General features: G+C 64.8%; 15 protein-coding genes. 5 read left to right on the top strand and 10 right to left on the bottom strand.

Annotated elements, in window-relative coordinates:
• Positions 1 to 66: 66 nt before the first annotated feature.
• Positions 67 to 525 (bottom strand): HrpB1 family type III secretion system apparatus protein, encoded by a 459-nt coding sequence (locus C2L64_RS39715; protein WP_039900756.1) that lies wholly within the window; start codon positions 523 to 525, stop codon positions 67 to 69.
• Between the two features lie 312 nt (positions 526 to 837).
• On the opposite strand from C2L64_RS39715, the gene C2L64_RS39710 reads away from it, so the two are divergent.
• Positions 838 to 1,551, top strand: coding sequence for a hypothetical protein (locus C2L64_RS39710; protein ID WP_007583794.1), 714 nt, complete (start codon positions 838 to 840; stop codon positions 1,549 to 1,551).
• A 70-nt stretch (positions 1,552 to 1,621) separates the two neighbouring features.
• On the opposite strand, the gene C2L64_RS39705 is transcribed toward C2L64_RS39710, so the two are convergent.
• Positions 1,622 to 2,125 carry a lytic transglycosylase domain-containing protein gene (locus C2L64_RS39705; RefSeq protein WP_007583796.1) on the bottom strand — a complete coding sequence of 168 codons (504 nt, stop codon included), beginning with the start codon at positions 2,123 to 2,125 and terminating at the stop codon, positions 1,622 to 1,624.
• Positions 2,122 to 2,340 (bottom strand): hypothetical protein, encoded by a 219-nt coding sequence (locus C2L64_RS53635; RefSeq protein WP_131542622.1) that lies wholly within the window; start codon positions 2,338 to 2,340, stop codon positions 2,122 to 2,124. Before C2L64_RS53635 ends, C2L64_RS39705 begins: the two co-directional genes overlap by 4 nt.
• Before the next feature lie 365 nt (positions 2,341 to 2,705).
• Here C2L64_RS53635 and C2L64_RS39695 point away from each other — a divergent pair, with 365 nt between their 5' ends.
• Together C2L64_RS39695 and C2L64_RS39690 are read left to right on the top strand one after the other, a co-directional pair.
• The gene (locus tag C2L64_RS39695; RefSeq protein WP_007583798.1) at positions 2,706 to 3,722 is read left to right on the top strand and encodes a phage tail tip lysozyme; all 1,017 of its coding nucleotides are present in this window, start codon (positions 2,706 to 2,708) and stop codon (positions 3,720 to 3,722) included.
• Between the two features lie 50 nt (positions 3,723 to 3,772).
• The gene (locus tag C2L64_RS39690; RefSeq protein WP_007583800.1) at positions 3,773 to 5,677 is read left to right on the top strand and encodes a hypothetical protein; all 1,905 of its coding nucleotides are present in this window, start codon (positions 3,773 to 3,775) and stop codon (positions 5,675 to 5,677) included.
• Between the two features lie 180 nt (positions 5,678 to 5,857).
• Here the strand turns inward: C2L64_RS39690 and C2L64_RS39685 are convergent, their stop codons facing one another.
• The 5 genes from C2L64_RS39685 to C2L64_RS39665 all read right to left on the bottom strand — a co-directional run bounded on the left by C2L64_RS39685 (position 5,858) and on the right by C2L64_RS39665 (position 10,616).
• Complete coding sequence (locus C2L64_RS39685) at positions 5,858 to 6,577, bottom strand: response regulator transcription factor (RefSeq protein WP_007583802.1); 720 nt, start codon at positions 6,575 to 6,577, stop codon at positions 5,858 to 5,860.
• Positions 6,578 to 6,909: 332 nt separating this feature from the next.
• Entirely contained in the window at positions 6,910 to 7,962 is a 1,053-nt protein-coding gene (locus C2L64_RS39680; RefSeq protein ID WP_007583807.1) for a catalase family peroxidase, read from the bottom strand.
• Between the two features lie 42 nt (positions 7,963 to 8,004).
• Positions 8,005 to 8,979 carry an anti-sigma factor gene (locus C2L64_RS39675; RefSeq protein ID WP_007583809.1) on the bottom strand — a complete coding sequence of 325 codons (975 nt, stop codon included), beginning with the start codon at positions 8,977 to 8,979 and terminating at the stop codon, positions 8,005 to 8,007.
• A 156-nt stretch (positions 8,980 to 9,135) separates the two neighbouring features.
• Positions 9,136 to 10,071: an anti-sigma factor gene (locus tag C2L64_RS39670; protein WP_090835117.1), complete on the bottom strand. Its 936-nt coding sequence runs from the start codon at positions 10,069 to 10,071 to the stop codon at positions 9,136 to 9,138.
• Entirely contained in the window at positions 10,068 to 10,616 is a 549-nt protein-coding gene (locus tag C2L64_RS39665; RefSeq protein WP_007583812.1) for an RNA polymerase sigma factor, read from the bottom strand. The genes C2L64_RS39670 and C2L64_RS39665 overlap by 4 nt, the downstream gene beginning before the upstream one ends.
• A gap of 301 nt (positions 10,617 to 10,917) precedes the next feature.
• Between C2L64_RS39665 and C2L64_RS39660 the strand changes: the two genes are divergently transcribed.
• Entirely contained in the window at positions 10,918 to 11,250 is a 333-nt protein-coding gene (locus C2L64_RS39660; RefSeq protein WP_007583813.1) for a DUF2322 family protein, read from the top strand.
• A gap of 5 nt (positions 11,251 to 11,255) precedes the next feature.
• Here C2L64_RS39660 and C2L64_RS39655 read toward each other — a convergent pair whose 3' ends face one another.
• Positions 11,256 to 12,740, bottom strand: coding sequence for an HD domain-containing phosphohydrolase (locus C2L64_RS39655; protein ID WP_007583815.1), 1,485 nt, complete (start codon positions 12,738 to 12,740; stop codon positions 11,256 to 11,258).
• A 186-nt stretch (positions 12,741 to 12,926) separates the two neighbouring features.
• Here C2L64_RS39655 and C2L64_RS39650 point away from each other — a divergent pair, with 186 nt between their 5' ends.
• Positions 12,927 to 13,670, top strand: coding sequence for an alpha/beta fold hydrolase (locus C2L64_RS39650; protein ID WP_007583816.1), 744 nt, complete (start codon positions 12,927 to 12,929; stop codon positions 13,668 to 13,670).
• A 75-nt stretch (positions 13,671 to 13,745) separates the two neighbouring features.
• Here the strand turns inward: C2L64_RS39650 and C2L64_RS39645 are convergent, their stop codons facing one another.
• The gene (locus C2L64_RS39645; protein WP_039900757.1) at positions 13,746 to 14,636 is read right to left on the bottom strand and encodes a LysR family transcriptional regulator; all 891 of its coding nucleotides are present in this window, start codon (positions 14,634 to 14,636) and stop codon (positions 13,746 to 13,748) included.
• Positions 14,637 to 14,873: the final 237 nt, after the last annotated feature.

Genomic DNA, 14,873 nt, shown 5'->3' with positions numbered 1-14,873 from the left:
CCGTGCCCGCCAAGGTCAACGCGTTCGCACTGACACTCGCTGCCACGCGCAACGCCGCCATTGCCATCAACTATGCTCCAGCGCGCCATTCGTCTCGATCGCGGCAAGCACGCGCGTCGACAGTTCCGGACCATGAACGCTCGCAGCCTCGTCATTGGGCACATTCAGGAACCGCGCGACGATCGCGATAGCCGTGTCGTTGCCCGTATCGACGGCGTCCGTCGCGGCGCGGCGCCACTCGTCGTCGTGCTGCATGAAAAGGCACAACGCATACAGCGCCGACACGACGGGCAGATTCGCGTGACGGCTCGTCACGTGGCGTAGCAGGCTCGCCGCTTCTCGCCATTCCGTCTGGTTGATCAGCAAACGGGCCTCGCACACGTCGGCAAGCGGGCTGTCCGGCTGCCACGCGCGCAACGCGCCGAGCACGTCATGCAACTCCGGCATGGCGCCGATGCGCATGCCGCCTGAAAACACCGACATCATCGCGTTGAGCACGGATGGACTGCATTGAAGATTCGACATGGCGGTCTCGCATGAACGGTTGACGATCGAAAGCGGGCACACGCCCGACACTGCATTCTGTATGCGCCGTCGCTTCCGGTCTTTCGCGTGCGCGAAGCGTCGTGCCGCGTGCCGAAGCGCGTCCTCGACGCGTGTGAAGAGAGGGCAACGTTCCGACACGCTACAGCGAGTCAACTGCATGCGTCATTCGCGATGCGTCACGCGGCTTCGCGCCGCATGGGTGTGGAGTGCCCGCATGAATCTATCGTCGAGGCTGAATCGGGATCGGGCAAAGATCGCCGGTTCGTCTTCTTTTTAACCAGAGAGAATTCGATGAACTCCATTACCCAATCCTTTCTCAACCCCGTGAACTACACGCCCGTCGGCGGCATGACGGGCGGCGCGTCGCAAGCCGTGCCGGGTCAGGGCGGCGACGTCGGCAAGCTGCTGCAGGATCTGTCGCAACTGATCGACGGCCAGCAGAACAACGCGGGCGGCGGAAACAACGTCAGCCAGTTCCTGCAGGATCTGGCGGGCGTGCTCGGCGGTCAGCAAGGCGCGCAAGGTGCACAGGGTGCGCAGAATCCCGCTTCGCCGATGGGCGGCCAACCCGGCTCGATGCCTTCGATGGGCTCGGCCGCGGGTTCGCCCGCTGGTTCGGCGACGGGTTCGCCGACGGGCGCGTCGGCCAGCAACGGCCTGGGCACGGCCGGCCAGGGCATGCACGACATCAAGATCAACAGCAAGGCGGGCGGCGACGCGCTGCATCTGCAGGAAGACTCGCAGGGCAACCTGTACAACGCGAGCGGCAACAATGTCGGCCATATGGGCGCGGACGGCTCGGTCACGTTGAACTCGGGCGCGACGAAGGAAGCCGCGATTCTCGAAACGGGTCATTCGAACGGCAAGATGGACATGGCGCAGAGGTTCGGGTTCGCGGGCAACGGCCTGACGAATCCGGAAACGGGCGATGGCGGCAACAAGGTGTTCGATTCGTCGCAGGTGTCGGTGTCGTCGGGCGATCTGAATCAGAAGAACGACGTCTGATCGAGGTCGGGATGCGGCGCGCGAGATTCGTCGGACGCGCCGCTGTTTGACTAACGACTTCGCAGTACGCTCAACGCGCGGCCAGCGATGCAGCCGTCACCGGTATCGCATGTGCAGGGTCGCGCCGCCAGCGTTCGATGATCGCGGCGATGCGGCGCGCGTAATCGTCGCGCAGCGCAGGCGTCGACGAATGATAGGCGCCCACGGCTGTCCACGTGTTGCCGTAGCGGACCACCTGTTTGCGCAGATGCCATGCGGCGATATAGACGTTCTTGCACGGCACCATCAGCGCGTCGCGCCGGATGCCGTATCGCTCGAGCTCCGGCAGATGGATCGAGTTGATCTGCATCACGCCGTAGTCGGTCGAGCCGTTGGCGTTCGCATGCGTCGCGTCGGCGTTGTTGTGCGACTCCTGCCACGCGATTGCGCGCAGGATCAGCGGATTCAGACGTTGCCATGCGGCGGCATCGTCGAAGCAGTCGGCGTGGGCAGCGGATGTCACAAGCGCAGTCGACGCGCACAGCAGCGTGCCGGCGATGCGCAACGCGCGGCGGTTCATGTGACGACGCTTCATGGCGTCATTCCATCGCGCGACCGCATTTCGTGCCAGTGCGCGAGCCACGCGTTGTACGCATCGATGCGCGCTTCGCGGCGTGCTTCAGCGAGCCGTTCCTGTTCGAGACGCGCGTCTTCGCGATGCGCTTCCTCGCGATGTGCGTCGAGGCGCCTTTGCTCCGCGCGCGCTGCTTCCAGATGTCGCGCTTCGATCCTGTCGTCGTCAGCGTTCACGTGAAGCAATCCGTCGCGCTGTGCGTTCTGAGCGGACGCGTGAGCGCAGAACGCGACTGATAGCGACATGGATAACGCAATAGCGGCGCGTCCAGAGAGGCGCATTGACTTGCTCCTTGATTGTGCGAAATGAGCGGGCGGGATCCGATGCGAACGAGGATACGAGCCACGCCGCATGCAACGTCCGCGCGACGCGAAGTATCAGTACGGACAAACGAAGCACACGGCGGGACGCTGCGCTTTCGTGTTTGCGCATCTGGCTTCGCGCGCCACGCGGTGCGACGGCTGGACGGCTTTTATCCTGACGGCACCAGGTCGACGCAATCGATGCGGCGCATCGTCGGCCTTCTCCTCAGAGGACTCGGATGAACACTCTTTCTCTTCTCAACGGCGCAGGCGGTGTGTCGGGGCTGTCGCCCGTCGCGGGCGTGCTGGGCAATGGCTCGTCTCAGGACACGTCGGTTGCGAATCTGCTGAGCGATATTGCGAAGCTGATCGACGGCGGCGGGGTCGCACAAGGCACGGGGCAGAGCGCGGGAACCGCGGGTGCATCGGCGGGCAGCAATAACGGTCTGTCGCAGTTCTTCGCCGATCTCGCCGCCATGCTGAGCGACCCGGACGGCACGGGTGCGCAAGGCGGCGCGGGTGGTGCGCCGGCGGGCGCGCCGTCTGGTGGCTACGATAATTTTGCAGCGATGCCCGGCAGCGGGACGCCTGCCGGCGGCTATGGCGCAGGCGCAGGCGGTGGCGGTGGAGCGGCCGGCGTCGGCAATAGTGGCGCAATCAATAGCGCCGCAGGCAATGTCGCGACCACTAATGGCGCAGCAGCTTCCGCGTCCGCGTCCGCGTCATCTTCAACGCCAAGCGCATCTTCCGGCGCAGCACCCGAAGGACTCAGCACCGCGCCGCAAACACAAGCCTTGTCGCCTGCGCAGAGCAAGCAAGCCGCCGACGCCTACGTCAGCAATCTGCAAAAGGACTTCGGGCTCACGAAGGATCAGGCGGCGGGCATCGTCGCGAATCTGTGGCACGAGAGCGGCGGCATGAACTCCGGCATCAACCAGGGCGGCAAGATCGGCGCGCCCAGTTCGAACATGGCCGACGACAACGCGAACGGCTACGGCATCGCGCAATGGGGCGGCACGCGCAAGCAAGGTCTGCTCGACTATGCGCGCCAGCACAACCTCGATCCGTCGAGCGAGGCCGCGAACTACGGCTATCTGAAACAGGAATTGCAGACCTCGCAGGCGGGCGCAATCGCGGCCGTGAAGGGCACGAGTAGCGCACAGGCCGCGACGCAGGCGTTCTGCAACGCATTCGAGCAGCCGTCCGATCCGCAGATGGCATCGCGTCTCGGGTATCTGAACCAGATTCTTGCGTAAGGCTTCACGCCGCGCGTTCGCGTTCCAATCCATTGCCGACGAGCCTTGCCATGCTGAAAACGACGAACCTCTCCCCGCATGTCACGACCCGCACCACGACGGATACTGCCGCCGATAGCACACGTCCGCGACAGCGAACCGCGAACTCGCCTCCGCCGCCAGCGGGTCCGCGTCCGATGCCCGCGCCGCTCGCGCAGCTGAGATCGCACGCGTCTTCGTCGGCAAACGGCGACGCGCGCGTGGGCCGCAATGGCGCGACGTTCTCAGCCAGCACGGCCAGCGCACACGATGAGCAGCGGCCACGCATTGCGGCAAAAGCCCCCGACAAGCCGTTGCGCGCGTTGCCGCCCTCATCGGACGAAGCGGGGCCGTTGCATGCGGCGTCGTCATCGGGTGCATCCAAGATAAACGCTCCTTCGCAACCGCCGTCACGCACGCCATCCATCGCGGAGGCCACCGACACCGCGCCCAACGATTCCCCGCAAGATCCCGGCTTCAGACTGCCCGCACGTTCGCAGCGTTTAGGCCAGCCCGTCTATCGCGACAAGCCCGGCTTCTCGCTTCTGGAGACCAACAAGCTGCGTCCCGAGGCGTCGGTGGCGGGTGCGATCGGCATCGGCACGCACACGACAGCGGGCGCGGCGACGGGCGCCGTGGTCGGCGGCAGTTTGACTGCCGCGCACGAGGCCGTCGGCGCGCTCGTCAATGGCCACGCGTTCTTCGCCGCGCGGGAGCGCAAGCAGCGCTATGGCGAGCAACTCGACAGCATGCTGCAGGACGATCTGAAGAAATTCCAAAGCGACATCGACAACGGCGTGCCGTTACGGCCCGAGACGATGATCCTCAAGCGCAAGAACGGCATCCAGAAAACCAGCGACCTCTTCACGAAGCCGGCAAGCAACGCGGCAGGGAAGGCGCCGCAGAATGCACAAGCAAATGCAGGAGCGAAGACGAAGCCCAACGCCGAACTCGATTACGACATGGACGCAGTACGCAAGCTAGCCGCATCGGACGATCCCGAACTGAAGCAGGAAGCCGCGCACGCGAAGAACGTGCTGCTCACCGCCTTCCTCAAGGACGACGTCGCTGCCAAACAGGGCAACCGCGCGGCCTACGAATTCATCCGCAACACGGTCGCGATCGGCGCAGCGACGGCGACGGCCGTGGGCACGCATGGCGCGTCGGTGGCGGCTGCGGGCTCGCATGCGGCGGCCACGGCGGCGAGTGAACGCATCGCGGGCAGCGCGCTCGCGGGCGCGGGCGCGCTCGACGTCGGCAAGGGCATCCGCGGGCTCAAGCAGCGCATGCGCGACGAGAAGGCGGAAGTGGCGGGCAGCTACGAGTTGCACAAGCGCAAGGCGTTCGCCGACTCCGTCGTCGGCGAAGGCGCGGACCCGCAGATGAAGCAGGCCTTCGACGATCTCGGCGATGCGCGCGGCAAGCTCATCAAGGACACACACCTCGCGTTCCGCCAGCAGGCGCATACGCAGGCCGGGCAGGAGCGCTACGGCAAGATATTCCCCGGCACGATGATTGACGAGCGGAAGTCGACCGCCGCGAAGAAGGAAACGCGCGATCTCGTGGGCAAGCATACGCATGCCGTTGTCGAGTATCAGATGGGACTTGGCGATCCGGCCAAACAAAAGACGCTCGCGAACCAGTGGAGCACGATCATGCAAAGAGGCGGCACGCGACAGATGCGCGCGCGTCAGTTCGCCACGCTGATCGACGCCGATCCCGGCATGAAGAACGCGTATCAGCTGTTGCGCGATACGGGCATGGGACGCAGCGAGTCGATCTACACGATGCAACGCATGGTCGAGATGTCGATCGAATCGAAGCTGGCGAAAGACCCGGAGATGGCCGCGTTCGGCGGCAATGCCGATTTCGCGAAGGACGACGCCGCGCAAAAGGCGACGACGAGCCGTTTGACGTCGGCGTTCGCACGCCGTTGACGCATGCGCGAAGGGTGGCTCGCATGCGTGAACGGGCGCGTGACAAAGAGCATGGCGAAAGGGCATCGGTTGCAGGCGGTTTGCCGCATCGTTGGGCGCGTGCATCGTGTGCCGCGCGGGCCGCATTCGTCCAGTACTTTTGCATCTTCTCAATCGACGCGGTGGTGCTCGAAAGCCCGCTCACGCGGCCAGCGGCTGTCGACTGTCGGCCGCCTCGTCATGCCGCGCGATGAACACATAGCCGAGCGAGTAGACCGTTTTCAGTTGCGACCCATCGCGGCCATCGAGCGCGAGCTTCGAGCGCAGCTTGTAGATATGTTGTTCGAGCGAGCGTCCCGCGAGGTCGGCGTCCTTGCCCCACACGGCGTTCGCGAGCTGCTCGCGGCTCATCAGCGAGCCTGCGTTCATCAACAGCAGCCATGCCAGGCTCAGCTCGCGCGCGGTCAGCGCCACGCAACGCTCGCCGAAGCTCACCGTGCGCGCCGTCCGGTCCACCGTATAGCCCGCCACCGTCAGCCGGTCGACCACGCGCGAGCCGCGGCAGCGCGCAATCGAGCGCCGTGCGCGCGCCATGATCTCGTCGACGCTCGCGGTGCCGATCACGACTTCATCGACGCCCGCATCGAGCGCCTCGATCACGGCTTCGCTGTCCCACGAACGGCCGATCATCATCACGGGCAGATCGGTGCGGAAATGGCAGGTGCGCCACTTGAGCGTCGCGAGCGCGGGAATCTGGCTCTGCGTCGCATCGAAGATGACGAGCGCCGCCGAATTGCGTTGCAGGAAGCGGATCAGCGAAAGCTCGTCGGTGAAACGCGTGCAGGATGTGCCGTTCTGTTCGAACGCTTCACTGATCTGTTTGAACAGCACGTCGCTGAAAGTGAAAAAGGCAATTCGCATGTGTACTCCATTACCATCGCGGCGCGACCCAGGCGCGCCGATATCCCCCGTCGTTCTGGTCTGAGGCGCCGTCTATGTTTTTGCAGCGCTCTTGTCATACAGAACACCTGATAGCAAGGGGCTATTCCATCCGTTTCTCAATCGGCTGGGAATGCGAAAGAACACGCGAAAAATGCTTGTGGGACAAAGGTTTGCAGCGCGACATGCGCTGCATCGAAAGACGCCGCGTAAAAAATTTTTTGTGCTTTAACGCAGCGAAGAACCGTTCGATCAAGCGAAGCAGCAACGAAGCTTGATCGCGCACGCGCCCACTATCTGGGTGAGTCGCGTGCTTACTTGCCTGCCGCGTAGCGCTGCTCTTCATGCACGCGGCGTTCATGCGATTCCGCATACGCGGCGGAACGTGCCTTGAGCAACGGATCGTCGGACGGCGCGATGCCATCGGGCAGCTTCAGCGGATCGAAGCTGATGTCGCGGCATGGGCCGTCGATCTGCGGCTCTTCACGCTGCACGACGAGCGTACCCACGTCGATCTGCGTGCGGTTCGCGGGCCATTGGCGTGTCGAATCGTTGGTGACGTCGCCGGGTTGCGCGAGCGTGATGACCATGTGCCACCGCACGGGACCTTGCCGCAGGCGCTCGGCAAGACCGCGCTCCAGGAAATCGGTGTCATGCGTTTGTGCATCGGCGAGCGGCGTATAGGTATCGTCGGGTTCGACGCGCCAGCGCACATCCTGCGCATGCCCGTCGCGGTCGATCAGCCGGAACGCCGAGACGCTGTAGTACGCGGCATTATCGAAGCCCGATGAAGGCGGATGATCGCGCAGCCATTGATCGAAGCGCGCGGCTTCGGGATGCGTCTTCATGAACGCGTCCATGCCGGGGTTGTCGCCGTACGTGGTCGCGTCGTGCGCCTGACGCGAGGCCGCGAGCATTTCGACCAACGCTTCGGGGCTGCGCACGGGGAAGATCGGCGCGGAGTTCATCGCGGTGCGCCATTCGCCGCCGCCCGGCGTCACGATGCGCAGCGCGAGGCTCCGCACATTCGACGCACCATCGGCCTGCGCGGGGTTGCCGCCGCCGATCGACAGGCGTCCAACCACCTGCGATTTGCCCGCCGCGAACACGCCTGCGCGCGAGAGCGGCGCGGCGTTGCCGTTGCTGTCGAAATAGCCGGTCACGCACACGCCTTTAGCGTGATTGCGCCGAAAGCCCGGGTGCTTGCCGGACACAGCTTCGAAGCCGTCGACGATCTGGTTCGCCGAAGGCTGCGCGCCGAGCAGGCTGCCGAGGCCATGCGAGTACGCATAAGCGCCAGCTATCGAGCCAAGCGTGACGACGGTGAGCGCGCCGCCCGCGACAATGCGAAAAGAAAGTCTGAACATGAATCGACAACGGGTGCAACACGCGCCACTGCGCGCGCGGCATCAAACGGAACCAAACAGTGGATCGAAATGGCGTTCAGCGATCTCTTTGCCAATTGGCGCAAGATCGCCATTGCTGGTTGCGCCGATCAGCGCATAGCCGAGATTGGATTCACGCCACGTGACGACGTTCATCGTGTCGATGCGTTGCGACGCGACGGACTGATTCGCCTTGTTTTCCTTGATCACGCACAGCGCGACGGGATCGCCCTTCTGCGGCAGATAGATGATCTGCACGAGAGGGCGCCCATGGAACTTCAGGCGCTGCACGCGGATGAAGCGCAAGCCCGCCTTGCTGAGATCGGGCACGTTCAGCGCAATGCCGTCCTCGCTGCGGATCTCGTTGACGGTGCTTTGCGCGTCCGATGAATCGGGCCACAAATGCGCGACGGTGTCGCGCGAATAGAGTTGCTGATAGCTGGCTGCGACCTGTACCCACGGCAGCGAACCCATCGTCGCGGCCGCGACTGTGGTGGTGCTGCCGGACGGCTTGCCCGACTCGCCAAAGCCGACGCCGGGCGCGAGCCGCAACACGACCCCGCAGCAAAACGCGCCGCCGACGAACGCGACGGCAAGCCATGCCGGCGCGATGCGCAGGCGCGAGCGCACGGGCGCGGAAGGCGGCATGTGCGCGTCGTGTTCGATCGCGGGGTCGTTCGCGCTTTGCGCGTTGTCGCCTTGCGCAGCGGCGGGTGCCACTTCCTGTTCGGCCTGCTGGGCTTGCGCGGCGGCGCTCAGCTTCGCGGCTTCCGTATGCGCGCGGATCAGATCGTCGACCCGCTTGACAAGGCTCGCCGGAACGGGCGGCAGTGTCTGCGCGGCGAACGCCTCGCGATACGGCAGGCGCGACGCCTGGAAAAGGGCGACCTTATCCGCGAGCTCCGCGTGTGCGCGAAGTTCGTCTTCGATCTGCTGGCGTTCCTGCGGCGATAGTTCGTCGTCGACATACGCCATCAGCACGGTATCGTCGACTTTCATACGCTCGGGCCTTGGTCGGGAGTGCCGCAACACTCGAAATCATTCATGTCACAGCGCTGTCACAGCTATCTGACTCTTAAGTATAACGTCCTGTCCGCGCATGCGGGCAATGCTCCGATTTGACGTGCTTCCGCGCGAAGAACCTTGCATGCGCTGTCAACTTTCTACGGGCCGCACGGGCAACGGCGCCAGGCTGAACATCGCATCGACATCGCGCTTCGCGATCAGCTTGCCGAGCTTGTCGAGATCGACCTGGCCGGCCGTGCCGATCAGCGCGTAGCTCAGTTCCGACTGCCGCCACGTGACGACGTCCATGTCGTCGATCTTCTGCTGCGCAAGCGACTGGTCGGGCTTTGCGTCCTTCACCACGCACAACGCGACCGGGCCGCCCGTTTTCGGCAGATAGACGATCTGCACGAGCGGCTTGTCGTGAAAGCGCAGCCGCTGGATGCGCTTGAACGTCAGGCCTTGCGCGCTGAGATCGGGCACGCGCACGGGCAATCCGTCGATCTGATGGATATCGGCGACGGTTTTTGCCGACACGGCCGCGTCCGTCGCGACGGCCACCGTGTCGCGTGAATAGAGCGCCTGATAACCGGCGGCAGCCATCACCCAGGGCGAAGCGGGTGGCGCGGACGCGACCGTCGCAGCGCCGCCTGGCAAGCCCGGAAGGCTGGGCAACAGCCGCAAGCCGACCACGCAAGAGAACACCCCTGCAGCGAACGCGGCGGCAAGCCACGGCGCGGAAAAGCGCATGAGCGAGCGCACGGGCGCGGACGGTGGCAGGCCAACGTTCGGCGGCGCGATGGCGTCGTTCGCGGCGGGATTGGCGGCGGGGCCGGGTGGCACGGGCGACGTCGCGCTCGCATACGTGCGCGACAGTTCAGCGATCTTGCGCGTCAACGATTCGGGCACGGGCGGCAGCTTCTGCTGCGCGAACGCCTCGTGATACGGCAGGCTGGATGCGCGAAACAGTTCGATGCGCTCCGCCAGATCCGGCGAGTCGTCGAGCTCGCGTTCGATCTCGCGGCGTTCCTCGATGTCGAGCTCGCCGTCGACGTAGGCCATCAGCGTGATGTCGTCTACTTTCATGACGCCGAGTCCTTGCCGAAGGTGGCCATTTTCATCGACGGGACTGGCTTGCTGGCGAAAAGCGCGCCGATCGCCTGGCGCGCGCGCGACAGCCGGCTCATCACGGTGCCGATGGGAACGTTCAGCGTTTCGGCCGTTTCGCTGTAGCTGAGGCCTTCGACGGCGACCAGCAGCATCACGGCGCGCTGCGCGTCGGGCAGGCGCTGCACGGCCTCGATGATCTGCGCGTTCATCGTGATCTGTTCCGGCGTGCGCGCCTTCGGGTCTTCGACCGTTTCGAGAAAGTCGTCGTCCCATTCCATGCTGGAACGGCTGCGCACCGAACGGGCGCGCAGTTCGTTGATCCACGTGGAGTGGACGATCGAGAACATCCAGCTAAGCGGCGCGGTGTCCGCCTGCAACTGATGCGCGCGTTCCAGCCCGCGCACGCAGGCACGCTGAACGAGGTCTTCAGCGTCGTGCTGGTCGCCGGAAATGCGCAATGCGAAAGCCCATAACCTGGGAAGCATCTCGGGCAGCATGCCGGACAAGTCTGCGCCTGTCATTGAAGTCGTTCCTTGCTACTGACTCGTTGGTCTGCCCTCGACGAAGGCATAAGGCCGGTGCGCGGCAAACGTTGGCGCGCCTGAATATATACGGACGGAGTTCAAGCCGATAATTTTAACGTCGATCCGACAATGTTGCTGACGAGCGTTTTCGGCGCGCCGTGCTTCCGTTCGGGGCCGAAGCGGAAAGGCGAGTGAAAGACGGTCACGGCATGCAAACCCGGGAGCCGCGCAGTCAATCGGCCAGGCAATCGGCTAAGATACGGCCCGCCAGTCATTTTCGAACGATGGAGTGTTTTCAGTGATTCAACCGGGCAACGTATTCAAGGACAACCTCGCGCAACTGCCGGGCATCGACGGTATCGAACGGATCGATCTCGTCGACGGCAAGGGCGCCGTGGTCGCGAGCATCGAGAACAAGCCGGGCAAGCAGGGCTCGGTCGCCGTGTACCACTATTTGCGCAACGCGTTCGGCACACTCGACGCGAAGGCCGCCGAACATGGCCTCGCCGTGTTCGCCGAACATACGGCCGACGCGCGCAACCGTCCGGGCGCGCATCCGAATGTCGACCGGCTGCTGGAGATTGCAGCGGGCAGCGAAGCGCTGCGTATCGACGTCGTCGCCGCGGCCTGAGCGCGTCACAGCACGCCTAGTGCCAGGGCCTTGAGCGTGGCGGCTGCGCGCGTCGAGCAGTCCAGCTTGCGGAATACGCTTTCGACGTGCGTGCGCACCGTACTCGGGCTCAATGACAGATCGCGGGCAACTTCCTTGTTGCTCGCGCCGCGCGAAATGCCGCGCAGCACGTCGACTTCACGCGCGGAAAGCCGCGCCGTTTGCGCGCGCGGATTCACGACGCGCCGCTGCGCGACACGCTCGTCGATCAATGCATTGACGACATCGGCGTCGAAACGGCCTCGTGCGGCTTCTTCGTGCAACAGCTTCGCCGCTTCGTCGTGCGTGAGCGCCGTGCGCCACGGACGCGCCGCGCGTAACGCGACCCACGCGGTGCTCGCCGCGAGAATGCGCGCTTCCATCGACAACGCAGCGCCCGACGCACCACGAAAATAGCCCGAGCCGTCGAGCCGTTCATACGCGTATGAGCCGAGTTCGGCCGCCTCGGCGAGCGAGCCCGTCTGCTTGCCCGCGCGCGACGTCCAGTACGGCACGAGACGCGCTTTCTCCCACGCCGCCTGCGACAGACGGGCAGGCGCGTCCCAGACGGAGTTCGGCACGGCCGCGCGGCCCATGCCATGAACGAGGCCTGCGCAATAGAGCCGGTTTTGCGCGTTCGCATCGAGCGCGAAGCGCGCCGCGCATGAGGCAGCCGTCGCCGCGACGCTGCGCGAATAGCCCGTCATCCACGGCAGTTTGAGATCGATGATGTCCGCGACCAGTTCGACGGGCGTGACGTCGTTCATCTGCTGCGTCAACAGCACGGCATCGATGGACGCCGCGTCGGCCTGTGCCAGTTCATCGAGCCATTGCGGCGCGAGCCGGACCGCGAGCCGCGCGAGCTTGTCCGGGTAGCGCGAATCGGCACGCTGGCCGATCAGCACACTCGCGCGTTCGATCCCGTAGGTGCGGGAAAAAATCTCCAGTTCGCCTGCCAGCGCCACGACGAACACGGTGGCGGGCACGGCGCTGCCCGCCAGCCTGTCAGGCGTGCCCGTGCCGTCCCACGATTCGAACACATGCCGCAGCGTGGCTTCCGTGCCCTGCCCGAGACCGAGCATGCGCGCCGCTTCACCCGACACTTCGCAGTGAATGCGCGCAAGCGGCGTCATGACCGCGCTCACATCGCCTTGCAATTCCATCGGGCGTGCCCAGTCCGGCTTGAGCGCGAGCATCGCTCCGCGGCTCGCGACGTCGTCGCCGAGCGCTTCTGCGAAGCCCGACGCGTTCGCCGTGCAGCCCGACCAGCGCAACAGCGACGCCTCGCACACGGCGACGACGGCCGCTTCGCCGAGTTCCGCGGCACGTGCGAGGCGTACGGCGAGCCACGCGGTGCGGATCGAGTGGTCGGTTGGCTGGCCCATGCTCAGATCGCCGATGAAGGCGAGCGCCTTCACGGCATCGAAGACGCGAACGACGGGTCCGCCGGATGAGCCTGACGAGGTCTGCATAAAGGTGCGGTACGGGGCTTTTATCGAGCCTCACTATACCGCGCGCGGTTTCGCGCGAGATCGGTCATTTGACCGATACCCACGCTCATGGGCGTCTGCGAAGCTCGTTCCATTCGATAACCCGGTTTGACACATAAGGACAGCTCGCTCATGAACTCGCTTATCAGGAAGTGCATCGCCTCCGCCATGCTGGCGGGCGCAGTGTTTTCGTTGCAGTCCGCGCACGCCGCGCATCCGCAGGATCTGAAGGGCAAGAACGTCGTGCTGGTGCACGGCGCGTTCGCCGATGGATCGAGCTGGGAGAAGGTGATTCCGCTGCTCGAAGCGCGCGGCCTGCATGTGGTTGCCGTGCAGAACCCGCTCAGCTCGCTCGCGGACGATGCCGCCGCCACGAAACGCGCTATCGACGCGCAGCAGGGTCCTGTCGTGCTGGTCGGCCATTCGTGGGGCGGCGCCGTCATCACGCAGGCGGGCAATGACGACAAGGTGAAGGCGCTCGTCTACGTGGCCGCGTTTGCACCCGACAGCGGCCAGTCGATCAACGATGTCGTGAAGGGCAAGCCCGCGCCCGCATGGGCCAGCGAGCTGCAGAAGGACTCGGGCAACTTCCTGACGCTGTCGTCGAAAGCCATCGACAACGACTTCGCGCAGGACCTGAGCCCGGCGCAAAAGCGCATCGTCGCGGCGACGCAAGGCCCGTGGTTCGCCGGCTGCACCGACGACAAGATAACGGACGCCGCGTGGCACACGAAGCCTTCGTACTTCGTCGTCGCGAATCACGACCGGATGATCGATCCGCGTTTGCAGGACGCGATGGCAGGGCAGATCAAGGCCAACGTGACGCATGTCGACACGAGCCACGTGCCGATGCTCAGCAAGCCCGAAGCGGTGGCGAACGCGATCATTGCGGCGGCTTCGAAGGCGCAGTGACGACACCACGTTGTGCAAGTGCCGCGACGCGCCTGGATGCGCGTCGCGGTTTTTGTGTCAGTGCAAGAAGCAGCGTCAGCGCGGAAAAATCTCCGCGATCCAGTCGACGAAGGCTTTCACGGCCGCGCTCGAATGCGATCGGTCCGGATACAGGATCGCGACAGGAACGGGCGCGCTTCTCGATTCCCGCAATACCTCCTTCAGCCGCCCCGATTCCAGATAAGGCTTCGCGACGAACTCGGATAGCTGGATGATCCCAAGCCCTTCGATCCCGCATTGCAGATACGCTTCCGTTTCGTTGACGGCGAAGCGGCTTTGCATCGTCAGCGTGACGGGTTCGCCGTTCGCGTCGAAGCGCCAGTCGAGCGGACGGCCTGTCGCGTTCGAAATGTAGTTGATCGCTTCGTGCGCGGCGAGATCGTCGACAGATGCAGGCTCGCCACGCTCGCGCAGATAGCGCGGCGACGCGCAGGTGAGCCATGTCAGCGTGCCGAGTTGCCGCGCGATCAGCGTCGAATCCGCGAGCTCGCCCGTGCGGATCGCGCAGTCGATGCCGTCGAAAATCAGATCGGCAGGCCGGTCGCTCAGTCCCAGCACGAGTTCGATGTCGGGATAGCGCTGTGCGAAGTCACGCAGATTCGGCAGCACGACGGCCCGACCGATCACGCCGGGCATATCGGCTCTTACCTTGCCGCGCGGCACGAGCGTGTCGTCCCGAAGCCCGCTTTCCGCACGATCGATTTCGGCGAGGATGGACCGGCACGACGCATAGTAGCGCTCGCCCGCTTCCGTGAGACTCAGGTTGCGCGTGCTTCGGCGCAGCAGCACCGTGCCGAGGTGCTGCTCCAGATTCTTGATCGTCGTGGTGACGGACGAGCGCGGCATCGACAGCGTCTCGGCCGCCTTGCTGAAGCTGCGTGCATCGACGACGCGCACGAAGGTGCTGATCGCTTGAAGTTTGTCCATGAAAGTGGCGAGCGTGAGAAGAAGCGATAACGCCGCACCCGGCGTTCGAACGCGAGCATACATCGCGTGAGACTTCGCGGCATCGAACGCGACTCAAAAACTGTGCGTTCGCCGCGTACGCGTTGTGAATTCAAGCGCGGCGAACAATGACAGACACGTGCCGCCCTAGACTTCGATCAACGCAGCCGCGCCTTGGGCAGAATGCCCGGCGGCGCGATGCGATCGAATCCTTCATGC

It is taken from the genome of Paraburkholderia hospita, from assembly GCF_002902965.1.
Lineage (GTDB): Bacteria > Pseudomonadota > Gammaproteobacteria > Burkholderiales > Burkholderiaceae > Paraburkholderia > Paraburkholderia hospita.
This window is presented reverse-complemented; position numbering and strand designations above follow the sequence as displayed.

What these genes read in the sequence shown, in the direction of transcription:
- C2L64_RS39675 (WP_007583809.1), bottom strand. Translation starts at nt 8,979, where the DNA reads ATGAAAGTCGACGATACCGTGCTGATGGCGTATGTCGACGACGAACTA.
- C2L64_RS39670 (WP_090835117.1), bottom strand. Translation starts at nt 10,071, where the DNA reads ATGAAAGTAGACGACATCACGCTGATGGCCTACGTCGACGGCGAGCTC.
- C2L64_RS39690 (WP_007583800.1), top strand. Translation starts at nt 3,773, where the DNA reads ATGCTGAAAACGACGAACCTCTCCCCGCATGTCACGACCCGCACCACG.
- C2L64_RS39645 (WP_039900757.1), bottom strand. Translation starts at nt 14,636, where the DNA reads ATGGACAAACTTCAAGCGATCAGCACCTTCGTGCGCGTCGTCGATGCA.
- C2L64_RS39680 (WP_007583807.1), bottom strand. Translation starts at nt 7,962, where the DNA reads ATGTTCAGACTTTCTTTTCGCATTGTCGCGGGCGGCGCGCTCACCGTC.
- C2L64_RS39665 (WP_007583812.1), bottom strand. Translation starts at nt 10,616, where the DNA reads ATGACAGGCGCAGACTTGTCCGGCATGCTGCCCGAGATGCTTCCCAGG.
- C2L64_RS39710 (WP_007583794.1), top strand. Translation starts at nt 838, where the DNA reads ATGAACTCCATTACCCAATCCTTTCTCAACCCCGTGAACTACACGCCC.
- C2L64_RS39655 (WP_007583815.1), bottom strand. Translation starts at nt 12,740, where the DNA reads ATGCAGACCTCGTCAGGCTCATCCGGCGGACCCGTCGTTCGCGTCTTC.
- C2L64_RS39650 (WP_007583816.1), top strand. Translation starts at nt 12,927, where the DNA reads ATGCTGGCGGGCGCAGTGTTTTCGTTGCAGTCCGCGCACGCCGCGCAT.
- C2L64_RS39705 (WP_007583796.1), bottom strand. Translation starts at nt 2,125, where the DNA reads ATGAAGCGTCGTCACATGAACCGCCGCGCGTTGCGCATCGCCGGCACG.
- C2L64_RS39685 (WP_007583802.1), bottom strand. Translation starts at nt 6,577, where the DNA reads ATGCGAATTGCCTTTTTCACTTTCAGCGACGTGCTGTTCAAACAGATC.
- C2L64_RS39695 (WP_007583798.1), top strand. Translation starts at nt 2,706, where the DNA reads ATGAACACTCTTTCTCTTCTCAACGGCGCAGGCGGTGTGTCGGGGCTG.
- C2L64_RS39715 (WP_039900756.1), bottom strand. Translation starts at nt 525, where the DNA reads ATGTCGAATCTTCAATGCAGTCCATCCGTGCTCAACGCGATGATGTCG.